This is a genomic window from Acinetobacter sp. YH12155 (assembly GCF_013418255.1).
GTDB classification, from domain to species: Bacteria; Pseudomonadota; Gammaproteobacteria; order Pseudomonadales; family Moraxellaceae; genus Acinetobacter; species Acinetobacter indicus.
On the sequence record NZ_VPCK01000013.1, the window covers coordinates 17,887 to 42,482 of the forward strand.

The following is a 24,596-nucleotide window of genomic DNA, read 5'->3' on the forward strand; positions in this document are numbered from 1 at the left end:
AAGCGAATTAAGGATAAATCGTGAATATTTTGAAGACATTGCAAATGATAATTATTCTATGCAGGTCTGAATATCCGGTTAAACAGCAAATAAAGGCCGACCACAGAGACTGGCAATGGCTTGCTGCACCAGCTGTTCCGGGTTGTCCTGACTGACGCCTTTAATAGCCGCATCAATATTTAATAACAGCGCTGGCCAGCTTAAAAACGTCTGTGGCGATAAACGGCGTACTGCCTGCTGGTAAGTGCTGACCTTGTTTTTCCAGATCCCCAGTTGCAAGGCATTCTGTGGTTGCTCGAACAGTTGCATCAGAAGTCGCATTTCCTTGCTGATACTCCATAAGATCAGGCTCATCGGCTCGCCAGAGGCGGTCAGATACTGAAAAATCTTGATAGATTGAGCCAGATTTCCGGCTAAAAGGGCATCGCTTAAATCATAAGTGGTATAGCGTGACTGGTCTTGCAGGCAGGCATATAAATGCTCAATCTGAATCTGTTCAAGGTCCGGAAACGTATCGCGCACCCGCATCAGGCTGTTTTTGGCCGCCAGCAAGTTGTGTTCATGATGCTGTTCCAGCCATTGCCAGGCATCATTGGCCAGTTGAATCCCCAGTTTTTGTGCTTCAACTGCTAAAATCTGCTGTCGGTCACGTGGGTAATTTGCCGTTAAGGCGACGCAAACGCCATTGGCCTCCACCGTCTGGAAAAAGCTTGACTTGAGGCTGCTGGCATCCTGCTTGGGCATGACCACCAGCAGCAGGTTATTGCTGTCTTGTTGTAAATAGCTTTTCAGCAGTTTTAAGCTGCTGGCATCGGGCTTGATGTTGCCATGCACTTCAACTGCCAGTTGGGTGGAAAATAAAGACAGGCTGTTTAAGGCATTAAAGACATTTTTCCAGTCACTGACGCTGCTAATGTCATAGCGCTGACGTTCAATGTCCTGCTTCTGCCAGCTTTGGCGAAAAGCATCGATCAGGTTTTGTTCTAGTAGTGGTTCCTGACCATGCAGCACCCAGGCTCCCCGGGCATCATCAATCCGTTTCAGGGCCTGTAAGTAATCCAGTTTCATGGTGCAGCAGTTTGGCTGGTCGATGCGGCAGGTAAGCGGTTTGATGAAATCTGACGTACGATTTGCTGAGCCACGTCATCAATGATCACATCACGCAGGAATTTCTGTTCCTGATCATCGGTGTTCACTGTTGCGACATCATATTGATAGCTTCGGGTGGCGACTACGGTACGCGGTTCAGTCACCGGATTGCCTTGCGCATCTTCAATACGGAAAGTCACATTTAAACGCAGCATGGTTTCGACCAGCTTGCCATTCAGTTCCAGACGGCGCGGGCTATAGTCGAGTACCCGCAGCAGATAGGCATCATTACTATTGCTGAGCTGGACACCGGCGGCACCCAAATAAATCGACAGTTTTTCCTGTAATTCTTCCGCTTGGGCAGGCAGCGCCAGACGCATTTTCGAATAGGCCACCGGGGCGACGGTTGGGTTGGTGCCTTTCAGATGAAAACCACAACCGACCAGGCTAGTAGCTAAACCGCATGTAAGTACAATAGCTGCGACACGTTTGCCCAAATGCATGTGTTGTCCTCTGTGTTGGCCTGAATCAAGCGAAAAATAAAATGAGGTTTTGATTGTATGTGCAAAGCCCGTTGACTGGCAACGGGCTTTGTGTTTTTTAAGCCTCCCTTTGGTAAAGGGAGGTTTGGAGGGATTCGTCCTTAAAGGTCCCCCCTCTTGCGCCATATATGGCTCACCTTTTACAAAGGGGGACTTCCACAGTCCATATTATAAAAAATGGGTTCTCCTCCCTTTTTTAAAGGGTGAGAAGCATTGCTTCGCAAGGGAGGGATTGTTCCTTTATATTCCCTTCTCCCTTTGGGAGAAGGTTAGGATGAGGGTGCTTTTAATATTTCACCTCTCCCTAACCCTCTCCTGAGAGGAGAGGGAACCTAAGGAATTAAACCACCAAATTCACTAACTTATTCGGCACCACAATTTCTTTCTTGGTTGGGCCAGTCAAGAATTGTTGCACTTCAGGCAATGCTTTCGCTTGTGCCAAAATGTCATCTTTCGATGCATCCACAGACACTTCTAATTTGCCGCGAAGTTTACCGTTCACCTGAACCACGATGGTTTGGGTATTACGGGTTAACGCAGATTCATCCACAGTCGGGAATTGAGCAGAGGTTAACTCAATGCCAAACTGCGCCAATAAAGTCTGGCTTAAGTGTGGGGCAAATGGTGCAAGTAAAGTTAACAGCGTGGTGATGGATTCACGAGCCACAGCCACGTCATTGTCATCTTTCACTTCAAACTTGTTGTTTGCGTTTAGAAGTTCCATCATCGCTGCAATAGCAGTGTTAAAGGCATGACGACGTTCGATGTCATCACCCACTTTTTGGATGGTTTCATGGGTTTTACGACGTAAGTCTTGCGCTGCTGTAGAAAGCGCAGCTTTGTCGATGTTTGATGCATTGTTGCCTTGTTCAAGGAAACCAGTTGCCAAACGCCATACACGTTTCAGGAAGCGGTTTGCACCTTCAACACCAGCATCAGACCATTCAAGAGATTGATCAGGAGGGGCTGCAAACATCATGAATACACGAGCCGTATCTGCGCCGTATTGGTCAATAATCGCTTGCGGGTCGATCCCGTTATTTTTCGATTTCGACATTTTTTCTTGGCCGCCAACAATGACGTCTTGACCATCACCTTTGTATTTCGCAGACGTGATACGACCTTTTTCGTCTTTTTCAAGTTCGATGTCTGCAGGGTTAAACCACGTTTTCTTACCTGATTCCGCTTCACGGTAATAGGTATCCGCAAGCACCATACCTTGAGTTAACAAGTTAGTGAATGGTTCGTTACCTTGTACCACGCCTTCATCACGCATCAATTTGTGGAAGAAACGTGCGTATAACAAGTGCAGAATTGCGTGTTCAACACCACCGATGTATTGGTTGACAGGCAGCCAAGTTTGACCCGCTTCAGGTTTCACCATGCCATCTGTAAAGTCTGGAGATGCATAACGTGCGTAGTACCAAGAAGACTCTACGAAGGTATCCAATGTATCGGTTTCACGACGTGCGTCGCCACCACAGCATGGGCAAGTGGTTTCATAGAATTCAGGCATTTTGTTCAATGGGTTACCTGAACCGTCTGGCACAACGTCCGTTGGAAGCACAACAGGCAGTTGTTCTTCAGGTACTGGTACTTGACCACAGGTGTCACAGTTGATCATTGGAATTGGACAACCCCAATAACGCTGACGAGATACACCCCAGTCGCGTAAACGGAATTGAACTTTGACATTGGCAAGACCTTGTGGTTCAAGTTTTGCCAAGAATGCATCAAATGCACCCGGGAAGTCTAAACCGTCAAACTCGCCTGAATTAACCAGTTTGCCTTCTTTAGAGCCGTACCATTCTTGCCATTCAGTTGCGTCAAATTCCGCATCATCTGCGCCTTTTGCATCAATCACTTGTTTGATGGTGAGGCCATATTTGTTGGCAAATTCGAAGTCACGTTCATCGTGAGAAGGCACTGCCATCACCGCACCTGAACCGTAAGACATCAAGACATAGTTTGCGATCCAAACCGGAACTTCTTCACCAGTCACAGGGTGTTTTACAGAAAGACCTGTTGCCATGCCTTTCTTCTCAGCAGTGGCAAGATCCGCTTCTGCAACTGAACCCATCCGACATTCTTCGATAAATGCAGCAAGTTCAGGGTTGTTTTCAGCTGCTTTAAGCGCCATTGGGTGCTCTGCTGCAACTGCAACATACGTCACGCCCATTAAGGTGTCAGCACGCGTTGTGAAGACTGTTAAACCATCTGCATACACGTCAGGATTTGCTGAAGGGAAGGTAATTTCCATACCCTGTGAGCGACCAATCCAGTTGCGTTGCATAGTCAGGACTTGTTGTGGCCAGCCGTCTTTCAGTGTTTCAAGATCGTCCAGTAATTCTTGCGCATAATCAGTGATGCGGAAGTAGTACATTGGAATATCACGTTTTTCAACCAATGCACCTGAACGCCAGCCGCGACCATTTTCAACCTGTTCATTGGCAAGTACGGTTTGATCCACTGGATCCCAGTTCACCGTTGAAAGTTTACGGTAGATCAGGCCTTTTTTATAAAGCTGAACGAATAGCCATTGTTCCCAGCGATAGTATTCTGGTGTGCAGGTGGCAAATTCACGATCCCAATCTACAGACAGGCCAAGTTTCTTCAACTGATTACGCATGTAATCAATATTTTCGAAAGTCCATTTTGCAGGAGCGACCTGGTGTGCAATTGCAGCGTTTTCCGCAGGAAGACCGAAAGCATCCCAACCCATGGGTTGTAATACAGTTTCACCTTTTAAACGGTGAAAGCGGCTGATCACGTCACCAATGGTATAGTTACGCACATGACCCATATGCAGTTTGCCACTTGGGTAAGGGAACATCGAGAGGATATAACGACGTGGACCTTCTACAGTGTCGGCAACTTTAAAGGCTTTACGAGTTTCCCAGTCGCTTTGGACTTGAGGTTCAATCGCACTGGCTTGATATTCAGGGTCAATATGAGTAGTCATAAACGGATTAATGAATTACGGTTAAAAGTTTGTTGCACAGCATAGCGCAAAATGCAGCGAAAAGTGAATTTTGCGCGGCGGTTTCTGCTGGAAAAATTTAACTGATCGGGCCAGAGCAAGCAGAAACTTAAAAAACTTGCGGATTGGCACGTTCCTGTTGGGCTTGCTGCAGGGCAGCATTGGCTTCACGTTGCTGTGAATCCATCTCGGGAGCGGTTGCTGGCGTGTTCGCTGTCTGTGCTGTGGTTGGACTGTGCGTATTATTCGCTGCCGCCGTTTGCGCTGAAGTCGTTGGGGCAGAGTTGCGCCAACCGTAAGTATCGACTTTGCCGTGTTTCTTGGCATTTTTCGGTGGCGGGGTGGTGGTGTAATGGGTTGAACCATTGGCATCGACCCATTTGTAGTACTGTTTGGCCATCACATTGGCGCTGGCCAGTGCGACTACTGAACATAATCCCCAAGTTAAAATAGAGCGATTCATCTTGTTATCCTCATGCTGTATTCAGCTGATCAATCTGCGCGTTTATCTTAGCAATAATTGGCGCCAAAGTTGATTAATTTTTAGGCTGGAAGATGAAAAATAACAGCATGAATCTGCGCCTGAATATCCTCGGCTGTTGTATCTGAAATAACCATTTTACTGCTGCAGAATGATCCATTTTGATGGGTGAATTATAAATAAACGATTTTTTATTTAATAAAATTCATTCATTTTTTTTATGTATTTTATATTTAAAATTTATGTGAAATAAAGGCAAACACATGAAATATCATGTTTTATAACGGAAATTTAAATTTTTCTATGTAATGCTTGAAAACCAGATATGTTTAAAAAACAGGCACACAGCCAAGTTTAGAAAAAAAGCCAATTTTTAAACTTGACTTTAGGGGACGAAACTACAAAAATGCTGTCTTTAGTTTTATATGCCTTAGATCGATCACCCTTCGAATAAGTGTCATGTCATGCAATGGGCAACTTCTCTAGCCGAGAAGCTGAACAAAGCTGTGAAACGTGTTTATCCCAACATGTTTTTAGATCTCATATTGCTCAATCAGTAATCAGATCACAAATTTTTCCTATTGCGATGAAAACTATGAAATATGTGTGCTATAACAGTGCAACAATGAATTAATGAAACGCTGCAAATGCCTCCCATTTCGCAGTGATTAAGATTAGGGTGAATCACGTTGGAACTTTTATCTGGTGGTGAAATGCTCGTTCGTGCATTAGCGGACGAAGGCGTTGAACATGTATTTGGATACCCAGGCGGCGCCGTTTTACACATTTACGACGCGTTCTTTCAACAAGACAAAATCAATCATTACCTTGTGCGCCATGAACAGGCAGCAGGCCATATGGCTGATGCTTACTCGCGCGTAACCGGTAAGACCGGTGTGGTGCTGGTGACTTCAGGTCCAGGTGCAACCAACACCGTTACCCCAATTGCAACAGCCTATATGGACTCCATTCCAATGGTGATTCTGTCAGGTCAGGTTGCTTCTCATTTAATTGGTGAAGATGCGTTCCAGGAAACCGATATGGTGGGGATTTCCCGACCAATCGTAAAACACAGTTTCCAGGTGCGTCATGCCAGCGAAATTCCATCAATTATTAAAAAAGCATTCTATATCGCGTCATCTGGCCGTCCTGGTCCGGTTGTGGTTGATATTCCAAAAGATGCGACCAATCCGGCAGAAAAATTTGCCTACGAATATCCTGAAAAAGTGAAGATGCGTTCGTATCAACCACCACATCGTGGTCACTCAGGTCAAATCCGTAAAGCGATTGATGAACTGATTCATGCCAAACGTCCAGTGATTTATTCAGGCGGTGGTGTGGTGCAGGGCAATGCCGCAGCACAGTTAACTGAGCTGGCGCATATTCTGGGTTATCCGGTGACCAATACCTTAATGGGCTTGGGCGCATTCCCGGGTGATGATCCGCAATTCATCGGCATGCTCGGTATGCACGGTACCTATGAAGCCAACATGGCCATGCACAATGCAGACGTGATTCTGTGTGTCGGCGCGCGTTTCGATGACCGTGTCACCAACAATCCGGCAAAATTCTGTCCGAATGCTAAAGTCATTCATATTGATATTGACCCGGCAACAATTTCTAAAACCATCATGGCGCACATTCCAATTGTGGGCGCAGTTGAACCTGTACTCCAGGAGATGCTGGTACAGCTGAAACAGATGAATGTGTCGAAGCCAAATCCTGAAGCGATTGCAGCATGGTGGGAGCAGATCAATGAATGGCGTAAAGTTCATGGTTTGAAATATGAAAAGCCAACTGATGGCACCATGAAGCCACAACAGGTGGTGGAAGCTTTAGATAAAGTGACCAATGGTGAGGCCATTATTACTTCTGACGTTGGTCAGCATCAGATGTTTGGTGCGCTTTACTACAAATACAAGCGTCCACGTCAATGGATCAACTCGGGTGGCTTGGGCACCATGGGTGTAGGTTTGCCTTATGCAATGGCTGCGAAATTGGCATATCCAGACCAGCAGGTGGTGTGTATTACTGGTGAAGCATCCATCCAGATGTGTATTCAGGAACTGTCGACCTGTAAGCAATACGGTTTGAACGTGAAAATTCTGTGCCTGAACAACCGTGCCTTGGGTATGGTAAAACAGTGGCAAGATATGAACTATGAAGGTCGTCACTCAAGCTCATATGTAGAGTCTTTACCTGACTTTGCCAAGCTGATGGAAGCGTATGGTCACGTGGGAATCCAGATTGACCATGCCGATGAGCTTGAATCGAAGCTGGCTGAAGCCATGGCCATCAATGATAAATGCGTATTTATTAACGTGATGGTTGACCGTACTGAACACGTTTATCCGATGCAGATTGCCGGTCAGTCCATGAAAGATATGTGGTTAGGAAAAGGGGAGCGTACAGAATGAGACACATTATTTCCGTTCTCGTTGAAAACGAAGCTGGTGCGCTTTCTCGTTTAGTGGGCTTGTTCTCTCAACGTGGTTATAACATTGAGACGCTGAACGTAGCACCGACTGAAGACCCGACTTTGTCACGTTTGACACTCACTACTTATGGTGATGATCACAAAATTGAGCAGATTACCAAGCAGCTGAACAAGCTGGTTGAAGTGGTCAAAGTGGTAGATTTGTCTGAAGGTGCGCATATTGAGCGTGAACTGATGCTGATTAAAGTCAAAGCACTGGGTTCAGCACGTGATGAAATCAAGCGTACTGCCGATATTTTCCGTGGTCAGGTGGTCGATGTGACACCAACGACCTATACCATTCAAATTGCCGGTACCACAGAAAAGCTCGATGGCTTTATTGATGCGTTGGCTGAGAACACCATTCTGGAAGTGGTGCGTTCAGGCGTATCGGGTATCGCACGTGGCGAAAAAGTTTTAACTATTTAATTTAACAACGAATTCACCTCTCTCGGCTGGGAGAGGCGCTAGCAAGCTGAATAATGAAATTGCCCTAGCGGACAGGAATCAAAAGCATTTAAGCGGAGACAGCAATGCAAATTTTTTACGATAAAGACTGCGACTTATCTATCATCCAATCTAAGAAAGTAGCGATCATTGGTTACGGTTCACAAGGTCACGCGCATGCGCTTAACCTTAAAGATTCTGGCGTTGACGTAACTGTTGGTTTACGTGCTGGTTCAGCTTCTTGGAAAAAAGCTGAAAATTCAGGTCTTAAAGTTGCTGAAGTTCCTGCTGCAGTTGCACAAGCTGACGTGGTGATGATCTTGACTCCAGACGAGTTCCAAGCGCAACTTTATCGTGACGTGATTGAGCCAAACATCAAGCAAGGCGCGACTTTAGCATTTGCTCACGGTTTCTCTGTTCTTTATAACCAAGTTGTTCCACGTGCTGACTTAGACGTAATCATGGTTGCACCTAAAGCACCTGGTCACACTGTACGTTCTGAATACCAACGTGGTTCAGGTGTTCCTGATCTTATCGCGATTCACCAAGATGCTTCTGGTAACGCACGTAACCTTGCACTTTCTTACGCTTCAGGCGTAGGTGGTGGCCGTACAGGTATCATCGAAACTTCTTTCCGTGAAGAAACTGAAACTGACCTGTTCGGTGAGCAAGCGGTTCTTTGTGGTGGTGCAGTTGAACTGGTTAAAATGGGCTTCGAAACTCTGGTTGAAGCGGGTTATGCGCCTGAAATGGCTTACTTCGAATGTCTACACGAACTTAAATTGATCGTTGACTTAATGTTCGAAGGCGGTATCGCGGACATGAACTACTCTGTATCAAACAACGCTGAATACGGCGAATATGTAACAGGTACTGAAGTCATCAACGAACAGTCTCGTGAAGCAATGCGTAATGCGCTTAAACGTATTCAATCTGGCGAATACGCGAAGATGTTCATCCAGGAAGGTGCTTTAAACTACCCATCTATGACTGCTCGTCGTCGTCAAAACGCTGCTCACGGTATCGAAGTAACTGGTGCTAAATTGCGTGCGATGATGCCTTGGATTCAAGCAAACAAAATCGTTGATAAAGAAAAGAACTAAGTTCTAATTTCTGAGCCAAAAAGCCCTTGTGTTTCACAGGGGCTTTTTTATGTCATTTAAAAATAGAGCTTACTGAGTTAAGTTAACTTCCGTGCCTTAAAGAAAAGAAAGCAGTGCTTTTCTTTCCTTGCACTTCACTCAGAACAGTGTTCTGAGCTTGCTCATACCTTGGATTCAAGCAAACAAAATCGTAGACAAAGAAAAGAACTAATTTCTCGAATCATTTGATTTGAACGCGAAGACCCACTCACTAGAGTGGTTTTTTTACATTTAATATTGTGTGCCTTGCTTCATTCAAAGGAGTGCTTTTCTTCCTTGTACTTCATACAAAACACTGTTTTTTACTTCTTACGCTTCACTTAAAGTGCTGCTTTGACGTCGCTGCCAGATCATCTGCCCCAAAAATAACTACTGTACTGAGTGAGATGGCTAATCACGCTGGGTCACTAAATTGGCTGAAAAATACTTTTATTTAGAAGAATTATTTTTTACTCAGATTAAAAGTCGAGTGAAAAATGAATAAATGCGAAAAAAGTAAAAAATGAATCAGGAATAAAACAGATTGGGCTGCTTTGGTTTTTTCTGATGGGGTTTATGTATTTTATTATTTCTTCCTGACAGTTTATTGAATAAGGCTATCCCCACTACTAAGTATTTTATATTTAAAATAACAATCAAATAATCTGTTTAAATTGTCAGGCTTTTTAAAAATATGTGAAATTTCAACTAATTTTTGGTGGAAAATTCCAATATTCTAGGGAAAACTAAAAAAAAGTGTAATAAATGTAAAGGAATGTTTATTAAGGATATTTAATATTTTTTATAAAAAACATCTATTTGTTTTTATCTTAAAAAACTGGTTAGAAAAAAATTCCCTAAAAATAGTGACCCAAGTAGCAAGGAGAATTTGGGTCACCAAAAAAAGAGAATTAGCCCAAAAACAGTCGATTAAGCAAGAAAAATAATTTTAAAAAATAAATGCTTAGCCTTGTGTGAAAAATCCCGTATAGATGGTTTTTTCTGTGGAATACCTACAATAAAAGGACTTGCTCAGGATCGGGTTTTAATCAGTCTAAAGACATTCTGGTTTGGGTGAGTGATTAGAAAAATGGTTCTTATATTAAAGTTATGGAGAAACACGACATGTCTACATTAATTAAAACAGCTATGGCGGTATTATTTGCAGGTACTTGCTCATCAGTAATTTATGCAACAGAAGCTGAAACAGCTGGTAAACCAGGTGGTAAACATAACTGGAATAACTGTACAACTTTAGGTTGTGAAAAAGATATTCCAATTAAACTAGAAGTTCCAAAAAAATGTGAAATTAAAGGCGGATCAGCAATTGAGTTGAGCAAAGCCGGTGGTACCAAAACATCTAACTATACAGTAAGAAGTAATACTCACTATGTATTAAATATTACAACTGCAAACAATGGTACCAATGCAAGTACATATGTTAAGCATGAAGATGATGGCACAGTACGTATTCCAACTACAATCACAACAACAAAAACAGGTGGTGGTGCAATTGCTTGGGGTAACAGTAACCATGATGGTCTAGCAGATGATGTCTATACTGTTTCGGTTACTAACTCGGCAGTAGCTCCATTCCAGCGTGCAGGTACATATTCAGACACTTATAAAATCAAAGTGTTCTACTAATTTAGTGTTTCGCCTAACTTGGTCTTCGGACCAAGTTAGGCTTTTTCGTTATAAAAGCTGGGGAATAATATGAAAAAAATAATAGCCTTTTTAGTTTCATCGCTGTGTTATGCATCTGCAAGTTATGCAGGTGTTTCTATTGACCCGGTTCAGATGTATATCAACAGTCAGGCTAAACAAAGAACCACAACGCTTACTTTAGAATCTACAGATGAAACTGAAGCAAAAATTTTTGAAATTAAAGCCTTTAAATGGACGCAACAAGGCAATGGTGAGAATGTTTTGGTACCAGATGACACCCTTATTTTAAATCCCAAAAACTTTATTCTGCAGCCGAATGGCAAACAGACTATCCGTGTTGGTTTTAATCGTCCTTTAGAGTCGGTACTCACCGGTAATCAGGAGGGTGCATGGCGCATTCTGGTAGAAGAAATTCCACAGGCCGTGAAAGAAACTTCAGTTAACTTTCTGCTCAGCTTTAACCTGCCTTTATTTGTCGGTAAGCAGGAAGATACGAACGTTAAATTTAATATTGAGAATAACCGGCTGGTTGCACAAAATCAGGCCAATTCGCATGTTCAGATTAATAATTTGAAGATTGTTGATGCCAATAAGAAGGAAGTGTTTAAGGCCGATACTATGGCTTACTTATTGGCCAAAATGAATTACAGCTATGAGTTAAATGGAACCAAGATTGCAGATCCAAAAAAGTATACTGTCCAATTTTTTACGGATAAGAACGATAACATGGTGGAGCTTAAATTCTCGGACTAGCGGTATAAGGGGAATTTGCGATGAATATAAAAAATCGGTGGTTTATTGTTGTTCATATTTTATTTAGCTTCGCAGCGAATGCGAATGAAAATCCGATAGAAGAAAGTCTTGCCAATCTGTGGATTAATGAACTTGATCATCATACTGATATTATTTTAATCACAGAAGGGCAGCATTATTATATGGGTTGTGATGTGCTGTCCGAACGGCAAATTCAAGTGCAAAAGTTAAAGAAACATCAGCAGCGTGCGGATTTCTGTCTGGTCAGTGAAGGCGATATTCAAGCGGTTTTTGATAGTTCATCGCAGTCCATTAAATTAACCATCCCCACTCACTATTTTCAATCCGATTTAAACGTTTTTAACCAGAAAGTGATTCCTGAAAAAGCCAGTTTTGGTGGCTTTATGAATTATGACTGGGTCTATGCCAACAGCGATTCAAATGAAGCTTATAGTGGTCTGGCCGAGTTGGGGATCTTTAAAGATTACTGGATTCTCAAGAATTCGGTGCTGTATCAGAATACCTCTGTCGAGGAGCAGGTGGTACGTTTAAATAGCAGTTTTGATCTGGAATTTCCGGAAAGCATGACCCGTCTAACCCTGGGCGACACCACAACAACCTATAACCCGTTAATTAACTCTTTGCGTTTTGCCGGTTTAAACTGGGGAACCAACTACACCGAGCGACCAAGTTTTGTCTATTGGAATATTCCAACCTTACAGGGTAGCGCGCGTATTCCATCTACTGTTGAGCTGTTTATTAACGGGGTGAGTATTTATAGCCAGAAAGTCAGCCCGGGTGATTACATGCTGGAAACAGGGGCGCAAATTCAGCAGGCGGGTGATGCACAAATTGTAGTTGAAGATGTTTTAGGTAATCGCAGTGTGCAAACTTTTCCGGTGCTGGTCACTAACCGTTTATTACGTGATGGCCTGGATGAATATAATATTGCCTTAGGTAAGCTGCGTTATAACTACAATCTGGACAGTAGCGATTATCGGGATTTCTTTGTTAATGGCTTTTACCGCAGGGGGCTGTCTAACGCAACCACCTTGGGAACCAACCTGTCCTATAGTGAAGATATTCAGAATGCAGGGGTTATGTGGACTCAGGCCATTAGTAATATTTTAATTGTAGACAGTGTGGTCATGGCCTCGCATGATGACCGGAATCAGATGAACTATTCCTATGGTTTATCCGCCAGCAAAGATTTCGGGAATTTTTCACTGGGTGCCAGTTCCAAGTATACCGAACGGGATTTTAAGTTTTTAGGCGATGATCTGGACAATGTTTCGAATTATCCAAAATTTGAAAATCTGGTGTATTTAGGGCTGACCAATGTGCCTTATGTGCATAATATTAATCTGAACTATGCTGAACAGAAATACTATGATCATCCTGAATTTGAACAGCAGAACCAGCGGGTGATCAATGTCGGATTTAACCGAAATTTTGGACGCCAATTTGCTGTTGGGCTCAGTTATTTCAATGCCTTTGGCGATCGTAAAGATTCTGGCGGGATATTATCTCTTAGTTATAATTTTGATAATGATAAATCCGTCTATTTTAGTCAGTCTGCAGACCAGAACACCAACCTGCAGCTGGTAAAAAGTGACTCGAGTCAGGTCGGCTTTGACTATGCTGTCGGTGTGAATCATCGCAATGATGACACACTTTATAATGTAAATGGCCTGCTGAAAACCAAGGTGGGTGATCTAGATTTTTACCATGTTCAGGGCAAGGAAACGCGTGACTCGCAACTGGCTTATCGTGGTGCTGTTGTCTGGCTGGGTAATCAGCTAAGTTTTACCAAAATTGTTGAACATGCTTTTGGTTTGGTCAATGTCGGGGATTATCAAGATATTGATATTCTACGCTCACTGGTTTATGTCGATAAAACCAACAAAGACGGCTATGCCTTTGTGCATGACATTATTCCTTATGTGAAATACGACATTGCCTTTGATGAAAATCAGTTACCTATCGAAGATAAAATTCTTTATTCAAGTAAACAAATTACCGCGTTAAACCAGCGCGGCTACAAAATCAATTTCCCGGTTTTCCATGCTAAACAGGTTCGTATCCGGCCGGTAGATGTCCAAAATCGCAGTTTTGTACCGGGATCAGAGCTGCATATTAACAATGAAGGTGGCGAGGTTTATCCGATTGGTTCGGATGGAACGGTCACTTTATATGGCTTGATTCCAGGGAATTATAGTGTCCGGATTAAAACCCGAGAGGCGCAAACCTGTAGCGCTGTATTACAGGTTTCAGCTCAGGCACAAGATATAACTGTACCGGTTGAACTTGTGTGTAAATAAAAGGAGTAGGGGTGATGAAAGCGAGTGTACTGTTTTTAGTTTGTTGTATCAGCAGCAGTCTGTCTCTGGCACATGCGAGACAATGCCAAATTGAGCGTTTAACGGCAACCCAATTGAATTTGAATGCCTCTTATTTAAGTCAGGCTGCGACTTCCTTTTCGGTGAATTGTGATAGTCGTTATGCTATTAAATTTAATAGCCGAAATCTGGTGAATAGTACAGGCAGCAGTTATCTGGTGAATGAGAAGAATTATAAGCTCAGAACCCAGATGAATATTAGTGGCGCCAGTTCTTCACGCTGGAATGTTCCGCTTAGTCAGGCCCCTACTGGTCAAGATAAATTTGTGGTGTTGGTTCAATTAATGGAACGTCCAACGGCAAGAACACCTGCCGGTGTATACCGGGACAGTCTATATATTAATTTGATGTTTTAATTATGCTTTAAATATTGGAAATATCGAATATTTTTCCAAGCCTTTAACTAGGCGGGTGCAATACCACGAGTTTGATACAAGTATGAAATTAATTTCATGAATTTATCATAAAACTGCAAACTGTAAGGATTATGCTGGGCAGACAACAACAACAGAGGAATACGCGGATGTCAGCGTCTTCACGCACACTGGTATTAAAGTCGCCTAATATTCCTGAGAATTTTAAATTTTATTTTAAACAGGAAAAACAAAAAAACGCGATTAATGAAGTCATTGAAATTGAAGAGCTGGTGCGACCTCGTTTAAGAATTGCGTTAGTGACAGAAACCTGGCCGCCAGAAATTAATGGTGTGGCCAATTCATTATTACAACTGTGCAAAGGATTGCAAAAACTGGGACACAAAATTCTACTGATTCGTCCTGAACAAAAACAACCTTGTACCGATTTTAGTCCCAACAAAGAATGTCTGGTCAAGGCGCACTCTATTCCGAAATATGGCCATCTGCAGTTTGGCTGGCCACAGCTGTATAAACTCTCTACCGCCATGGATGAGTTTGAGCCAGATATCGTGCATGTGGTGACCGAAGGGCCGCTGGGTCTGGCTGCGTTACAGGTAGCAAAATCCAAGCAGATTCCGGTGTCTAGCGGCTTCCACTCTGCTTTTCAGGATTTTAGCCGCTTCTTTGACTTGGCTTTTCTGGTTAAACCGATCCAGCGTTATCTGTGCTGGTTCCATAACAATACGCAACTGACCTGTGTACCCAGTACCGATACCGAGCAGTCTTTACGCCAGTTTGGTGTGGAAGGCCCACTGGTGGTCGTTGGTCGTGGGGTCGACGTCGACAGGTTCTCACCGCAACATCGTTCAGAAGCCTTACGTTTACGTTGGGACGCCGATGAACAGACCCGGGTGCTGATTTATGTGGGCCGGGTGTCACCAGAAAAAGAAGTGAATGTGGTGATTGATGCCTATCGGGCCATGCAGTCCATTGCCAAATATCCAACCAAGCTGGTGGTAGTAGGCGATGGTCCGGACCTGAAACGTCTGGAAGGGCTGAACACCGATGGCGAAGTCATTTTTATGGGCAGCTTAAGCGGACAAAAACTGGCTGAAGCTTATGCTAGTGCCGATGTGTTTGTCTTTGCCAGCCAGGTAGAAACCTTTGGCAATGTGGTGCTTGAAGCCATGGCCAGCGGCTTGCCAGTCGTGGCGTATGACTATGCCTGCGCCAATTTGCATGTCAAGCAAGATGAAACCGGCTGGCTTAGTCCACTGGGTGATGTCGCCGGAATTATGCGTTCGATTTATCAGTTACCAAGCGCAAAAGTATTAAGACAGATGGGTAAAAAAGCCCGTGAATCTACCCAGCATATCGGCTGGCAATATCCGATCCAACAATTTGAACAGGCACTTTATCGGGTGGTGCAGGAGTCGCATATGACGACCTAGATTTTAAGCTCAAGCTTAAAGGAGAGCATAGAATGAAACTTAAAAATGCAAAAATAAGAATACTTGATCTCGACTTGAAAGGCTGTTTGTATCTCAATCATTTTTCCCACTCCGAACGGGTGGCTTATTTCTTTAAAGTGGTGAGCCGCTTAGGCGACGGTTTATTCTGGTATGTCATGTTGGCCACAGTCTGGTTATGGCAGGGTCTGCTGTATGGATTACAGATTATCTACCTGCTGTTAGGTGGATCGGTCGGTACGGGCATCTATAAACTGCTTAAAAGCAAAACCGTGCGCCCCCGTCCTTATCAGGTGCATCAGGTGATTCGCCTGGGCGAGCGTCCGCTTGATCACTTTAGTTTTCCCTCTGGTCACACTTTGCACGCGGTCATGATTACCACAGTGCTGGGCTACATTCAGCCGCTACTGCTGGTGTTGATGTTACCTTTTACCATTCTGGTGGCGCTGTCGCGTATGGTGCTGGGGCTGCATTATCCCAGTGATGTGGCGGTCGGTGCACTAATTGGCGGTGTGGTGGCCAGCGGCATTATTTCGGCTGCGCCGTATCTGGAAATTGCGCTATAGCCCATTCACTGGCGGCACAGCCTTTCAAGGCTGGTACAGCATTTGCAAAATTTGCTAAAGTAGTGCATCACACTAAACTGCCTTAGGAATAGACATGGGTTTACGTTGGACAGATAGCATCGATATCGCCATTGAACTGTATGAAGCACATCCAGATGTCGATCCGCAATGGATCCGTTTTACTGACCTGCATGCCTGGGTTTGTGCACTTCCAGATTTTGAAGATGATCCGACCAAGTCAACCGAAGGTCTGTTAGAAGCCATTCAAATGGCATGGATTGACGAAGCACGTTAACAGCGACCTCAAAAAACCGATTTTTTTTACAGATTAAACGCAGAAAAAAGCCCATTTTTCGGTATAATGCGGCAAAATTTCTGTCAACTTTGACTTTAAGGAGCCAATCATGGCTATCGAACGTACATTATCTATCGTTAAACCAGACGCAGTTGCTAAAAACGTAATCGGCGAAATCTTCGCACGTTTTGAAAAAGCGGGTCTTAAAATCGTTGCAACTAAAATGAAACACTTGACTCAAGCTGAAGCTGAAGGCTTCTACGCTGAGCACAAAGAACGTGGTTTCTTCGCTGACTTAGTTGCGTTCATGACTTCTGGTCCAGTTGTTGTTTCAGTTCTTGAAGGTGAAAACGCAGTTCTTGCTCACCGTGAAATCCTGGGCGCAACTAACCCTAAAGAAGCGGCTCCTGGCACTATCCGTGCAGACTTCGCTGTAAGCATCGACGAAAACGCTGCTCACGGTTCTGACTCTGTAGCATCTGCTGACCGTGAAGTTAACTACTTCTTCGCTCAAACTGAGATTGCTCCACGTACTCGTTAATACGCAGTATTCAAACCAGATAAGTGTTATTATACTTATCTGGTTTTTTTATTCTCTGAATAATCCCTCGCTCAGATCTTGAGCATCTCCTTTCATCCTCAGACATGATTTAGGTAATACACATGAGTAATGAAGTGGTCGCTTCATCTGCAACATCTGATGAGCAGCAACAATCTTTGTCCACTCCAGCGCAATCAACTTCTGTGCAGAAAGTGAATTTACTGGGCATGTCGCGTGCTGAGCTGGAAAAATTCTTCGAAGATTTAGGTGAGAAGAAATTTCGTGCCGGCCAGGTGATGAAATGGATTCACCAGTATTTCGTGACCGATTTTGCCGAAATGACCAATATTTCAGGCAAGTTGCGCGCAAAACTGGAACAGATATGTGAAATTAAAGCGCCAGATGTGGTGCATAAAAACTATTCTAAAGATGGTACACGTAAATGGGTGTTCCGTGTCGGTGATGGTGCGGGTTCCTTGGTTGAAACCGTGCTGATTCCTGCGGAAGATAAAACCGGTTCGCGTAAGACTTTATGTATTTCCTCACAGGTCGGCTGTGCGCTGGACTGTTCATTCTGTTCAACCGGTAAACAGGGCTTTCAACGCGACCTGACCCAAGCTGAAATTATTGGTCAGCTGTGGATGGCCAACTATTCCTATATGGAAGATGTGCCGGTTGCAGAGCGTGAGCGTTCGGTGACGAACGTGGTGATGATGGGCATGGGCGAGCCGCTGCTGAACTATGATGCGGTCTTAAACTCGATGCGTATTATGCTGGATGACTTCGCCTATGGCATGTCAAAACGCCGTGTAACGCTGTCGACCTCGGGTGTAGTGCCAAAAATTGACCAGCTGGCTGAAGATATTGATGTCGCGCTGGCGATTTCTTTACACGCCACCAACGATGAACTGCGCAATGAGCTGGTGCCAATCAACAAGAAATATCCACTGGAACAGCTGATTGCAGCCTGCCAGCGTTATATCAAAAAAGATGGCAACGAAAGTGCGCGTAAGCACGTGACCATTGAATATGTCATGCTCGATGGCGTGAATGACAGCATTGAACATGCCAAAGAGATGATCAAGCTGCTTAAAGACCTGCCAAGCAAAATCAATTTAATTCCGTTTAACCCGTTCCCGCATGCGCCATATGGCCGTTCAAGCCGGAACCGGATTATTTCTTTCCAAAAAACTTTGTCTGATGCCGGATTTGTGTGTACGATTCGTCAGACACGTGGTGATGATATTGATGCCGCGTGTGGCCAGCTGGTGGGACAGGTGGCAGACCGTACCCGTCGTGCGGAACAGTGGAAAAAGAAAGTTGCAGAGCGAAATGAAATTATGCGCTCTCAAGGATAATTAAATTTAGGGGGTGTCAGTTGAGAAAGCCAAGCTTGAAATTTATTTGCACTTCTATTTTGGGGCTGACCTTAGTTGTTTCTGGTGGATGTCAGACTACCGGTGCCAAAGGTGATCCAGAAAAAGCAGTAAAGGTAAGAACTCAACTGGCAGCTGAATACATTAAAGTCAATAACTTTGATGCGGCGAAACGTGCACTTGATCAGGCACTTGAGATTAATTCTCGCGATGCAACAGCCAATATGATGATGGGCGTGCTGTTACAGCAAGAAGGAAGCAAGTTTAATGTAGAGCGAGCAGAGCGCTATTTTAAACAGGCACTTTCTATTGAGCCAAAAAATGCGCAGGCACGTAACAACTATGGTACGTATTTGTATCAGGTGGGGCGTTATAATGATGCGATTGAACATCTCCAAATAGCAGGAACAACTTTGGGATATGATCAACGTTTTCGTGCATTGGAAAATTTAGGTCGAGCTTATGTGCAACTGGGTAAATTAAAAGAGGCGGAACAAGCTTTTATTCAGGCACTACAGATTAATCGTGATGCCTATATTGCTATGCTTGAATTGGCTGAGTTGAAGTATTTCAATCAGCAACAAGCAATGGCGACAGAACTTTATGAAGATTTTGTACGCGGTGTCGGGCAAAATAATCAAGATGCTCGTGCTTTATGGATCGGGATTCGTATTGCTCGAGCAAACCAAGACAATTTGGGGACACAGGTGTTGGTCAATCAACTGCGTGCCTTGTATCCAGAGAGTCAGGAATACCAACGTTATCTGCAATTGAAATACAGTACTGAGGCCGTATGGAAGTAAATCCTAATTCACCGCAATCAAATACAAATGTAGCGCCCAATGCATTAGGAAATATCCAACGCCCAGGTGAGTATCTGCGTCAAATCCGTCAAAATCAGAAGCTTGAGCTTGAAGATGTGGCGCAAGAATTGAATATTCCGGTCAAAACCCTGATGGCGCTGGAGCAGGATGAATACAAGTCACTGCCTGAAGCGACCTTTATCAAGGGTTATTACCGCACCTACGCCAAATATTTAAAAGTCGATGCCACCAGTATCATCCAGCGTTTTGATGAAATCTATGCCAATGATACCGGCATGCTGCCGAATCATGCCCTGAATAATTCCCCAATTAAAATTATGGGCAAACTGCCTGGCTCGAATCGTGACCGTAACCGCAAATGGTTAAAACGTATTGCGCTGGCGGTAGTGGCACTGGCCTTAATCTGGATTATCATCGCGGCCGTGCAAAACTGGTCATCTTCGCAGTCGAGCGACACTGAGCAGAATATTGTGCCAATGTCTGATGTCGAAATTATTAATTTAGACAACAGCAGTGCCGTGACCGGCGATCAGCTGTCTTTAAGCTTTAACCGTCCGACGTCGGTTCATATTGTGGATTCGACCGGGAAGGTGCTGGCCACAGGCCGTCAGGCGTCCAGCTTGAATTTAACTGGTGAGGCACCATTTCAGATTCGTTTAGATGATGCAACCGCAGTGTCATTAAGTCTAAACAATGAAAATATTTCATTGTCTCCATATACCGTCAATGGCAAAGCGGAATTCCGTTTGTCGCGTTAATGGCACAGAGTAGAGCGAAATCATGATTGAGAATCCAATTCGACGCCGTCCAACCCGTAAAATTCGTGTCGGTTCAGTCTATGTGGGCGGTGATGCGCCAATCAGCATTCAGAGTATGACCAATACCGAAACCTGTGATGTCGCTGCAACGGTTGCGCAAATTCAGCGCTGTGTTGATGCTGGTGCAGACATCATGCGGGTATCGGTACCAAGCATGGAAGCCGCACAGGCTTTTGGTGAAATCCGTAAGCAGGTCTCTGTTCCTTTGGTGGCTGATATTCACTTCGACTATAAAATTGCTTTGGCTGTGGCCGATTTCGGCGCTGACTGTCTGCGGATTAACCCGGGTAATATTGGTTCGGAAGCGAAAATCCGTGAAGTGGTGGCTGCGGCTAAACATCATGATATTTCCATGCGGATTGGGGTCAATGCCGGTTCACTGGAAAAAGATATTCAAAAGAAATATGGCGAGCCGACCGGTGCGGCTCTGCTTGAATCGGCCATGCGCCATATTGATATTTTAGACCGTCTGGATTTCCAGGAATTTAAGGTATCAGTCAAAGCATCGAATGTATTTTTAACCATGGATGCCTATCGTTTGCTGTCGCAGCAAATTGATAATCCGCTACATTTAGGTGTGACTGAAGCGGGAATCTATCGGACCGGTTCGGTGAAATCAGCGATTGCCTTAGGTGGCCTGCTGATGGAAGGCATTGGCGACACCATGCGTATTTCCCTGGCAGCAGAGCCGGAAGAAGAAGTCAAAATTGGCTTTGATATTTTAAAATCGCTCGGCCTGCGTTCTAATGGCATTAACTTCATTGCCTGCCCAAGCTGTTCACGTCAGGAATTTAACGTGATTAAAGCCATGCAGATGTTGGAAGAGCGTCTGGAAGATGTCCGCACTCCAATGGATGTGTCGGTGATTGGCTGTAAAGTTAACGGTCCGGGCGAAGCCAAAGAAGCTGATATTGGCGTGGTAGGTGCAAGTCCGCGTTCACTGGTGTATCGTAATGGTGAAAAGAGCCATTTAATTGATACCAATCAATTGGTTGATGAAATCGAAACAATGGTTCGTCAACGTGTTAAAGAGCTTGAAGAAGCTAAGTCAAAAGAGATTATTCGCACAGGTTTTTCTGAGTAGATCATGAGTTCAATCGTCGCAATCAAAGGTTTTAATGACATTCTCCCAACCCAGACCCCGGCTTGGAGACGTCTGGAACAGCATCTGTCCAGTCTTATGGATGCTTATGGTTATCAGCAAATCCGTTTGCCGATGGTTGAGCAGACCCATCTGTTCAAGCGTTCCATTGGCGATGCAACCGATATCGTTGAAAAAGAAATGTACACCTTCCTGGACAAAGGCAATCCGCCAGAGTCTTTGACTTTGCGTCCTGAAGGTACTGCGGGCTGTGTACGTGCCATGTTAGAGCACAATTTACTACGTGGCGCGACCCCGCGTGTGTGGTATATCGGCCCGATGTTCCGCTATGAAAAGCCGCAAAAAGGCCGTTACCGCCAATTTCATCAGTTTGGTGTAGAAACCTTTGGGGTTGCAACGCCAGACATGGATGCCGAACTGATTTTAATGACCGCACGGTTATGGAAGCGCATGGGCGTTGCCGATAAAGTTCGCTTAGAGTTGAATACTTTGGGTGAGTCGGATGAGCGTGCTGCGTATCGTGCTGCTTTGGTTGAGTTTTTAGAAGCTCACAAGGCCGATTTAGATGAAGATTCTCAGCGTCGTTTAAGTACTAATCCACTGCGTATTTTGGACTCTAAAGATGCTAAAACACAAAGCATCTTAGAAAATGCACCGAAATTACATGATTTTATGGGTGAAGACACCATGGCGCATTTTGCCCTGTTGCAGCAGTATCTGACTGATGCCGGTGTCAGCTTCGTGATTAATCAAAAATTGGTCCGTGGTCTGGATTATTACAACAAAACCGTATTTGAATGGACCACCACCCATTTGGGTTCACAAGGGACAGTGTGTGCCGGTGGCCGTTATGATGGTCTGGTGGGGCAGTTAAAAGGCAAGCCAGAACAGTCGGTTCCGGCAGTTGGTTTTGCCATGGGTATGGAGCGTTTATTGCTTCTACTGGAACAGGTCGAAGACAACAGCCCAAGCCGCGACTGTGAAATGTTCCTGGTGGCCGATCCGGCATCACAAGGTAAAGCACTGGTGCTGGCCGAGCAGATTCGTGACCAGCTTGAAGCCAGTGGTAGTGCCATTCGTTTGAAAGTCGGCTCGCAAGGCTCGATGAAAAGCCAGATGAAAAAAGCCGACCAGTCGGGTGCACTGTATGCTCTAATTCTGGGTGAGCGTGAGTGGGAAAACCAGCGCTTTACCGTTAAAGAACTGGCCACTGCCGAGCAGTTGGATGTAGCTGTGGCAGAGATTGTGCCATTTATGATTGAAAAATTTTCTTCAAAATAAGCCAAAGAACATAAGGAAAAGGGTAATTCAATGAGCGCATTAAGTGATGATGAACAACTTGATCATTTAAAATCATTCGCTAAGAAATATGGTTCTGCAATTATTAGCGGGATTTTGATTGCGCTGATTGCCTTTTTCGGATGGCAATACTGGCAGAAGAAAAACCTGGCTGAAGATCAGACCAACACCGCCAAAGTCCAGCAACTGATGGACGAGGCGCGTGCGGCTGAAGGCGATGACAAAGCTTTCCAGAATCTGTCAACCACGGCCGATAAGATTGTGAAAGAAGCGCCAGATTCCGTCCAGGCCATTCAGACCCAGTTCTTAATGGCGAAACTGGCCTATGATCAGGGCGATTATGCCGGTGCAGAAAAAGCCTTAAAGAAAGTTGAAAATTCTAAAGTCGATGATGCCGGCTTAATGCAGGTATTAAAACTGCGTTTGGCCTATGCGCAATTGGCACAAAAGAAATATGATGAGGCACTGAAAACCTTGTCTGCCGTCAACGATCCTGCCTTTAAAGCAACAGCTGAAGAAGCGCGTGGTGATGTGTACGTGGCGAAAAACGATATTGAAAATGCCAAAAAAGCGTATCAGAACGCATGGAATGCGTTACTTGAACGTCAACAGGAACGTCAAATTTTACAAATTAAACTCGAAAGTGTCGGCGTTTTAGTTGATGATCCTGAAATTGAACATCCTGTAATCGACACACAAGTGGATGAAACTGAATGAATAGAAAATATAAGATCCCGTTTGCACTAACTGTTTTAAGCCTTGCATTGGCTGGCTGTTCAAGCAACAGCATTAAAGTTGAAAAAGTAAAACCGAATCCTTTGCCAAAACTGCAACAGGCCAAAACCCTGGTGCCTGTATTTTCTCAAAACACCTCATCGACTGCTGAAGAAGATCCGCTGCGTTTACAGCTAGATGTCGATAATGGCGTAGTATTTAGTATTGATCCTAAAGGTGAAGTGGCGGCCTATCGTGGCAAGCAGCGTTTGTGGCAGGCCGAAGTCAGCAAACAGGGGCTCAGCTCAGGTGTAGAAGCGGCAGAAGGTCTGGTGATTGTTGGGAATCAGAAAGGCCAACTGTTTGCACTGGATCAGGCCACAGGTGAGAAAAAGTGGACCGCACAATTGACTGGGGCTATTCTGGCACCTTCGCTGGTGCATGCCAACCGTGTGGTGACTATCAGCAATGATGGTATTGTCTATGCGCATAACCTGGCGACTGGCCAGCAAATGTGGACTTACAATTTGCCGAATGTCCAGTTTAGCCTGCGTGGTAGCGCTGCACCGGTAGCGGTTGATCCGCGTACCGTCCTGGTAGCAACCGCCAATGCTTATATTTATGCAATTGATGTGGTGACCGGTACGCCGCGTATGCAGCGCCGTGTGGCCATCAGTGAAGGTCGCTCCGATATTCAGCGTTTAAATGATATTGATGGCGATCCGGTAGTAGCTGGCCAGTTCCTGGTCACTACCAGCTTCCAGGGCCAGGTGACCGTCACTGATCTGGCTTCACAGCAAGTGGTTTGGAGCGAAGACCTGAGCAGCACCAAACGTCCGGAAGTGGTCGGCAATGGGGTTTTTGTCGCCAGTGCCGATGGCCGTTTAGTGGCTTATGAAATTACCAGTGGCCAGAAGCTGTGGGAAAATGACCAGTTGCTTAACCGTCGTTTAAGTAACCCGGTAATGCTGGGTCAGGACCTGGTGGTGGGAGATATGGATGGTGTCTTGCATCTGTTTAACCCGAGCAACGGTCAGCTGATTGGTCGCGCCAAAACCAGCGGTGAAGTGCGTTCTTTACGTGTCATCGACAACCAGTTATATGTTGGTACGCAAAAGGGTGCATTCAGCATTTGGCAGAACCGTTAACTTTTTGTTGCCTTATGTTAAACTAGGCGACAATTTCCGTATTTTTTAACGCGGGGTGATTGAATGTTCAATGCCCCGTGTTTTTATTCAGGTCTTTGACTGAAATTTTTTCTTCCCATTTGTTTCTGATGT

22 protein-coding genes are annotated in these 24,596 nt (G+C 44.6%); 18 read left to right on the plus strand and 4 right to left on the minus strand.

All coding sequences use genetic code 11. The features are described from left to right. Positions 1 to 78 precede the first annotated feature (78 nt). The 4 genes from holA to FTU86_RS09610 form a co-directional block, all read right to left on the minus strand. Positions 79 to 1,068: a DNA polymerase III subunit delta gene (holA, locus tag FTU86_RS09595; protein ID WP_005182351.1), complete on the minus strand. Its 990-nt coding sequence runs from the start codon at positions 1,066 to 1,068 to the stop codon at positions 79 to 81. Next, complete coding sequence (lptE, locus tag FTU86_RS09600) at positions 1,065 to 1,592, minus strand: LPS assembly lipoprotein LptE (RefSeq protein ID WP_005182353.1); 528 nt, start codon at positions 1,590 to 1,592, stop codon at positions 1,065 to 1,067. Before lptE ends, holA begins: the two co-directional genes overlap by 4 nt. A gap of 379 nt (positions 1,593 to 1,971) precedes the next feature. Further along, on the minus strand, positions 1,972 to 4,593 hold the full coding sequence (gene leuS / locus FTU86_RS09605; RefSeq protein ID WP_160241616.1) for a leucine--tRNA ligase: 2,622 nt from the start codon (positions 4,591 to 4,593) through the stop codon (positions 1,972 to 1,974). 127 nt (positions 4,594 to 4,720) lie between these two features. Further along, positions 4,721 to 5,074: a DUF4124 domain-containing protein gene (locus FTU86_RS09610; protein WP_005182363.1), complete on the minus strand. Its 354-nt coding sequence runs from the start codon at positions 5,072 to 5,074 to the stop codon at positions 4,721 to 4,723. A 707-nt stretch (positions 5,075 to 5,781) separates the two neighbouring features. Between FTU86_RS09610 and FTU86_RS09615 the strand changes: the two genes are divergently transcribed. From FTU86_RS09615 to bamB, 18 genes are all read left to right on the plus strand, one after another. Next, positions 5,782 to 7,509, plus strand: a complete 1,728-nt coding sequence (locus FTU86_RS09615; protein WP_035363671.1) for an acetolactate synthase 3 large subunit — start codon at positions 5,782 to 5,784, stop codon at positions 7,507 to 7,509. After that, positions 7,506 to 7,997 (plus strand): acetolactate synthase small subunit, encoded by a 492-nt coding sequence (ilvN, locus tag FTU86_RS09620; RefSeq protein WP_005182370.1) that lies wholly within the window; start codon positions 7,506 to 7,508, stop codon positions 7,995 to 7,997. The genes FTU86_RS09615 and ilvN overlap by 4 nt, the downstream gene beginning before the upstream one ends. A gap of 104 nt (positions 7,998 to 8,101) precedes the next feature. Next, a complete protein-coding gene (gene ilvC, locus FTU86_RS09625) occupies positions 8,102 to 9,118 on the plus strand; it encodes a ketol-acid reductoisomerase (protein ID WP_005182373.1) in 1,017 nt (338 codons plus the stop codon). A 1,143-nt stretch (positions 9,119 to 10,261) separates the two neighbouring features. Further along, positions 10,262 to 10,783, plus strand: a complete 522-nt coding sequence (locus FTU86_RS09630) for a hypothetical protein (protein WP_160241615.1) — start codon at positions 10,262 to 10,264, stop codon at positions 10,781 to 10,783. Between the two features lie 69 nt (positions 10,784 to 10,852). Then, on the plus strand, positions 10,853 to 11,557 hold the full coding sequence (locus FTU86_RS09635; RefSeq protein ID WP_016659537.1) for a molecular chaperone: 705 nt from the start codon (positions 10,853 to 10,855) through the stop codon (positions 11,555 to 11,557). 20 nt (positions 11,558 to 11,577) lie between these two features. Continuing rightward, positions 11,578 to 13,878, plus strand: coding sequence for a fimbria/pilus outer membrane usher protein (locus FTU86_RS09640; RefSeq protein WP_160241614.1), 2,301 nt, complete (start codon positions 11,578 to 11,580; stop codon positions 13,876 to 13,878). Positions 13,879 to 13,892: 14 nt separating this feature from the next. Continuing rightward, entirely contained in the window at positions 13,893 to 14,312 is a 420-nt protein-coding gene (locus FTU86_RS09645; RefSeq protein ID WP_005182377.1) for a hypothetical protein, read from the plus strand. Positions 14,313 to 14,479: 167 nt separating this feature from the next. Continuing rightward, positions 14,480 to 15,763 (plus strand): glycosyltransferase family 1 protein, encoded by a 1,284-nt coding sequence (locus FTU86_RS09650; RefSeq protein ID WP_160241613.1) that lies wholly within the window; start codon positions 14,480 to 14,482, stop codon positions 15,761 to 15,763. A 32-nt stretch (positions 15,764 to 15,795) separates the two neighbouring features. Next, positions 15,796 to 16,347, plus strand: a complete 552-nt coding sequence (locus FTU86_RS09655; RefSeq protein ID WP_104470590.1) for a phosphatase PAP2 family protein — start codon at positions 15,796 to 15,798, stop codon at positions 16,345 to 16,347. 94 nt (positions 16,348 to 16,441) lie between these two features. Then, complete coding sequence (gene iscX / locus FTU86_RS09660) at positions 16,442 to 16,642, plus strand: Fe-S cluster assembly protein IscX (RefSeq protein ID WP_005182385.1); 201 nt, start codon at positions 16,442 to 16,444, stop codon at positions 16,640 to 16,642. A 109-nt stretch (positions 16,643 to 16,751) separates the two neighbouring features. Next, on the plus strand, positions 16,752 to 17,183 hold the full coding sequence (gene ndk / locus FTU86_RS09665) for a nucleoside-diphosphate kinase (protein ID WP_005182388.1): 432 nt from the start codon (positions 16,752 to 16,754) through the stop codon (positions 17,181 to 17,183). A 122-nt stretch (positions 17,184 to 17,305) separates the two neighbouring features. Then, entirely contained in the window at positions 17,306 to 18,541 is a 1,236-nt protein-coding gene (gene rlmN / locus FTU86_RS09670) for a 23S rRNA (adenine(2503)-C(2))-methyltransferase RlmN (RefSeq protein WP_005182389.1), read from the plus strand. A gap of 20 nt (positions 18,542 to 18,561) precedes the next feature. Continuing rightward, positions 18,562 to 19,362 (plus strand): type IV pilus biogenesis/stability protein PilW, encoded by an 801-nt coding sequence (gene pilW, locus FTU86_RS09675; protein WP_104489142.1) that lies wholly within the window; start codon positions 18,562 to 18,564, stop codon positions 19,360 to 19,362. Beyond that, positions 19,353 to 20,141: a helix-turn-helix domain-containing protein gene (locus FTU86_RS09680; protein ID WP_160241612.1), complete on the plus strand. Its 789-nt coding sequence runs from the start codon at positions 19,353 to 19,355 to the stop codon at positions 20,139 to 20,141. Before pilW ends, FTU86_RS09680 begins: the two co-directional genes overlap by 10 nt. A 22-nt stretch (positions 20,142 to 20,163) precedes the next feature. Further along, on the plus strand, positions 20,164 to 21,285 hold the full coding sequence (gene ispG, locus FTU86_RS09685) for a flavodoxin-dependent (E)-4-hydroxy-3-methylbut-2-enyl-diphosphate synthase (protein ID WP_005182396.1): 1,122 nt from the start codon (positions 20,164 to 20,166) through the stop codon (positions 21,283 to 21,285). A 3-nt stretch (positions 21,286 to 21,288) separates the two neighbouring features. Beyond that, on the plus strand, positions 21,289 to 22,584 hold the full coding sequence (gene hisS, locus FTU86_RS09690) for a histidine--tRNA ligase (RefSeq protein WP_160241611.1): 1,296 nt from the start codon (positions 21,289 to 21,291) through the stop codon (positions 22,582 to 22,584). A 30-nt stretch (positions 22,585 to 22,614) separates the two neighbouring features. Further along, entirely contained in the window at positions 22,615 to 23,319 is a 705-nt protein-coding gene (locus tag FTU86_RS09695) for a tetratricopeptide repeat protein (protein WP_160241610.1), read from the plus strand. Continuing rightward, the gene (bamB, locus tag FTU86_RS09700) at positions 23,316 to 24,464 is read left to right on the plus strand and encodes an outer membrane protein assembly factor BamB (protein ID WP_160241609.1); all 1,149 of its coding nucleotides are present in this window, start codon (positions 23,316 to 23,318) and stop codon (positions 24,462 to 24,464) included. The genes FTU86_RS09695 and bamB overlap by 4 nt, the downstream gene beginning before the upstream one ends. The last annotated feature ends 132 nt before the right edge of the window (positions 24,465 to 24,596 follow it).

Coding starts and splice junctions, on each gene's coding strand:
- FTU86_RS09655 (WP_104470590.1), top strand. CDS start 15,796: ATGAAACTTAAAAATGCAAAAATAAGAATACTTGATCTCGACTTGAAA.
- FTU86_RS09640 (WP_160241614.1), top strand. CDS start 11,578: ATGAATATAAAAAATCGGTGGTTTATTGTTGTTCATATTTTATTTAGC.
- leuS (WP_160241616.1), bottom strand. CDS start 4,593: ATGACTACTCATATTGACCCTGAATATCAAGCCAGTGCGATTGAACCT.
- holA (WP_005182351.1), bottom strand. CDS start 1,068: ATGAAACTGGATTACTTACAGGCCCTGAAACGGATTGATGATGCCCGG.
- rlmN (WP_005182389.1), top strand. CDS start 17,306: ATGAGTAATGAAGTGGTCGCTTCATCTGCAACATCTGATGAGCAGCAA.
- ilvN (WP_005182370.1), top strand. CDS start 7,506: ATGAGACACATTATTTCCGTTCTCGTTGAAAACGAAGCTGGTGCGCTT.
- FTU86_RS09645 (WP_005182377.1), top strand. CDS start 13,893: ATGAAAGCGAGTGTACTGTTTTTAGTTTGTTGTATCAGCAGCAGTCTG.
- FTU86_RS09630 (WP_160241615.1), top strand. CDS start 10,262: ATGTCTACATTAATTAAAACAGCTATGGCGGTATTATTTGCAGGTACT.
- FTU86_RS09680 (WP_160241612.1), top strand. CDS start 19,353: ATGGAAGTAAATCCTAATTCACCGCAATCAAATACAAATGTAGCGCCC.
- FTU86_RS09635 (WP_016659537.1), top strand. CDS start 10,853: ATGAAAAAAATAATAGCCTTTTTAGTTTCATCGCTGTGTTATGCATCT.
- lptE (WP_005182353.1), bottom strand. CDS start 1,592: ATGCATTTGGGCAAACGTGTCGCAGCTATTGTACTTACATGCGGTTTA.
- FTU86_RS09610 (WP_005182363.1), bottom strand. CDS start 5,074: ATGAATCGCTCTATTTTAACTTGGGGATTATGTTCAGTAGTCGCACTG.
- ilvC (WP_005182373.1), top strand. CDS start 8,102: ATGCAAATTTTTTACGATAAAGACTGCGACTTATCTATCATCCAATCT.
- FTU86_RS09695 (WP_160241610.1), top strand. CDS start 22,615: ATGAGCGCATTAAGTGATGATGAACAACTTGATCATTTAAAATCATTC.
- ispG (WP_005182396.1), top strand. CDS start 20,164: ATGATTGAGAATCCAATTCGACGCCGTCCAACCCGTAAAATTCGTGTC.
- ndk (WP_005182388.1), top strand. CDS start 16,752: ATGGCTATCGAACGTACATTATCTATCGTTAAACCAGACGCAGTTGCT.
- bamB (WP_160241609.1), top strand. CDS start 23,316: ATGAATAGAAAATATAAGATCCCGTTTGCACTAACTGTTTTAAGCCTT.
- iscX (WP_005182385.1), top strand. CDS start 16,442: ATGGGTTTACGTTGGACAGATAGCATCGATATCGCCATTGAACTGTAT.
- hisS (WP_160241611.1), top strand. CDS start 21,289: ATGAGTTCAATCGTCGCAATCAAAGGTTTTAATGACATTCTCCCAACC.
- FTU86_RS09650 (WP_160241613.1), top strand. CDS start 14,480: ATGTCAGCGTCTTCACGCACACTGGTATTAAAGTCGCCTAATATTCCT.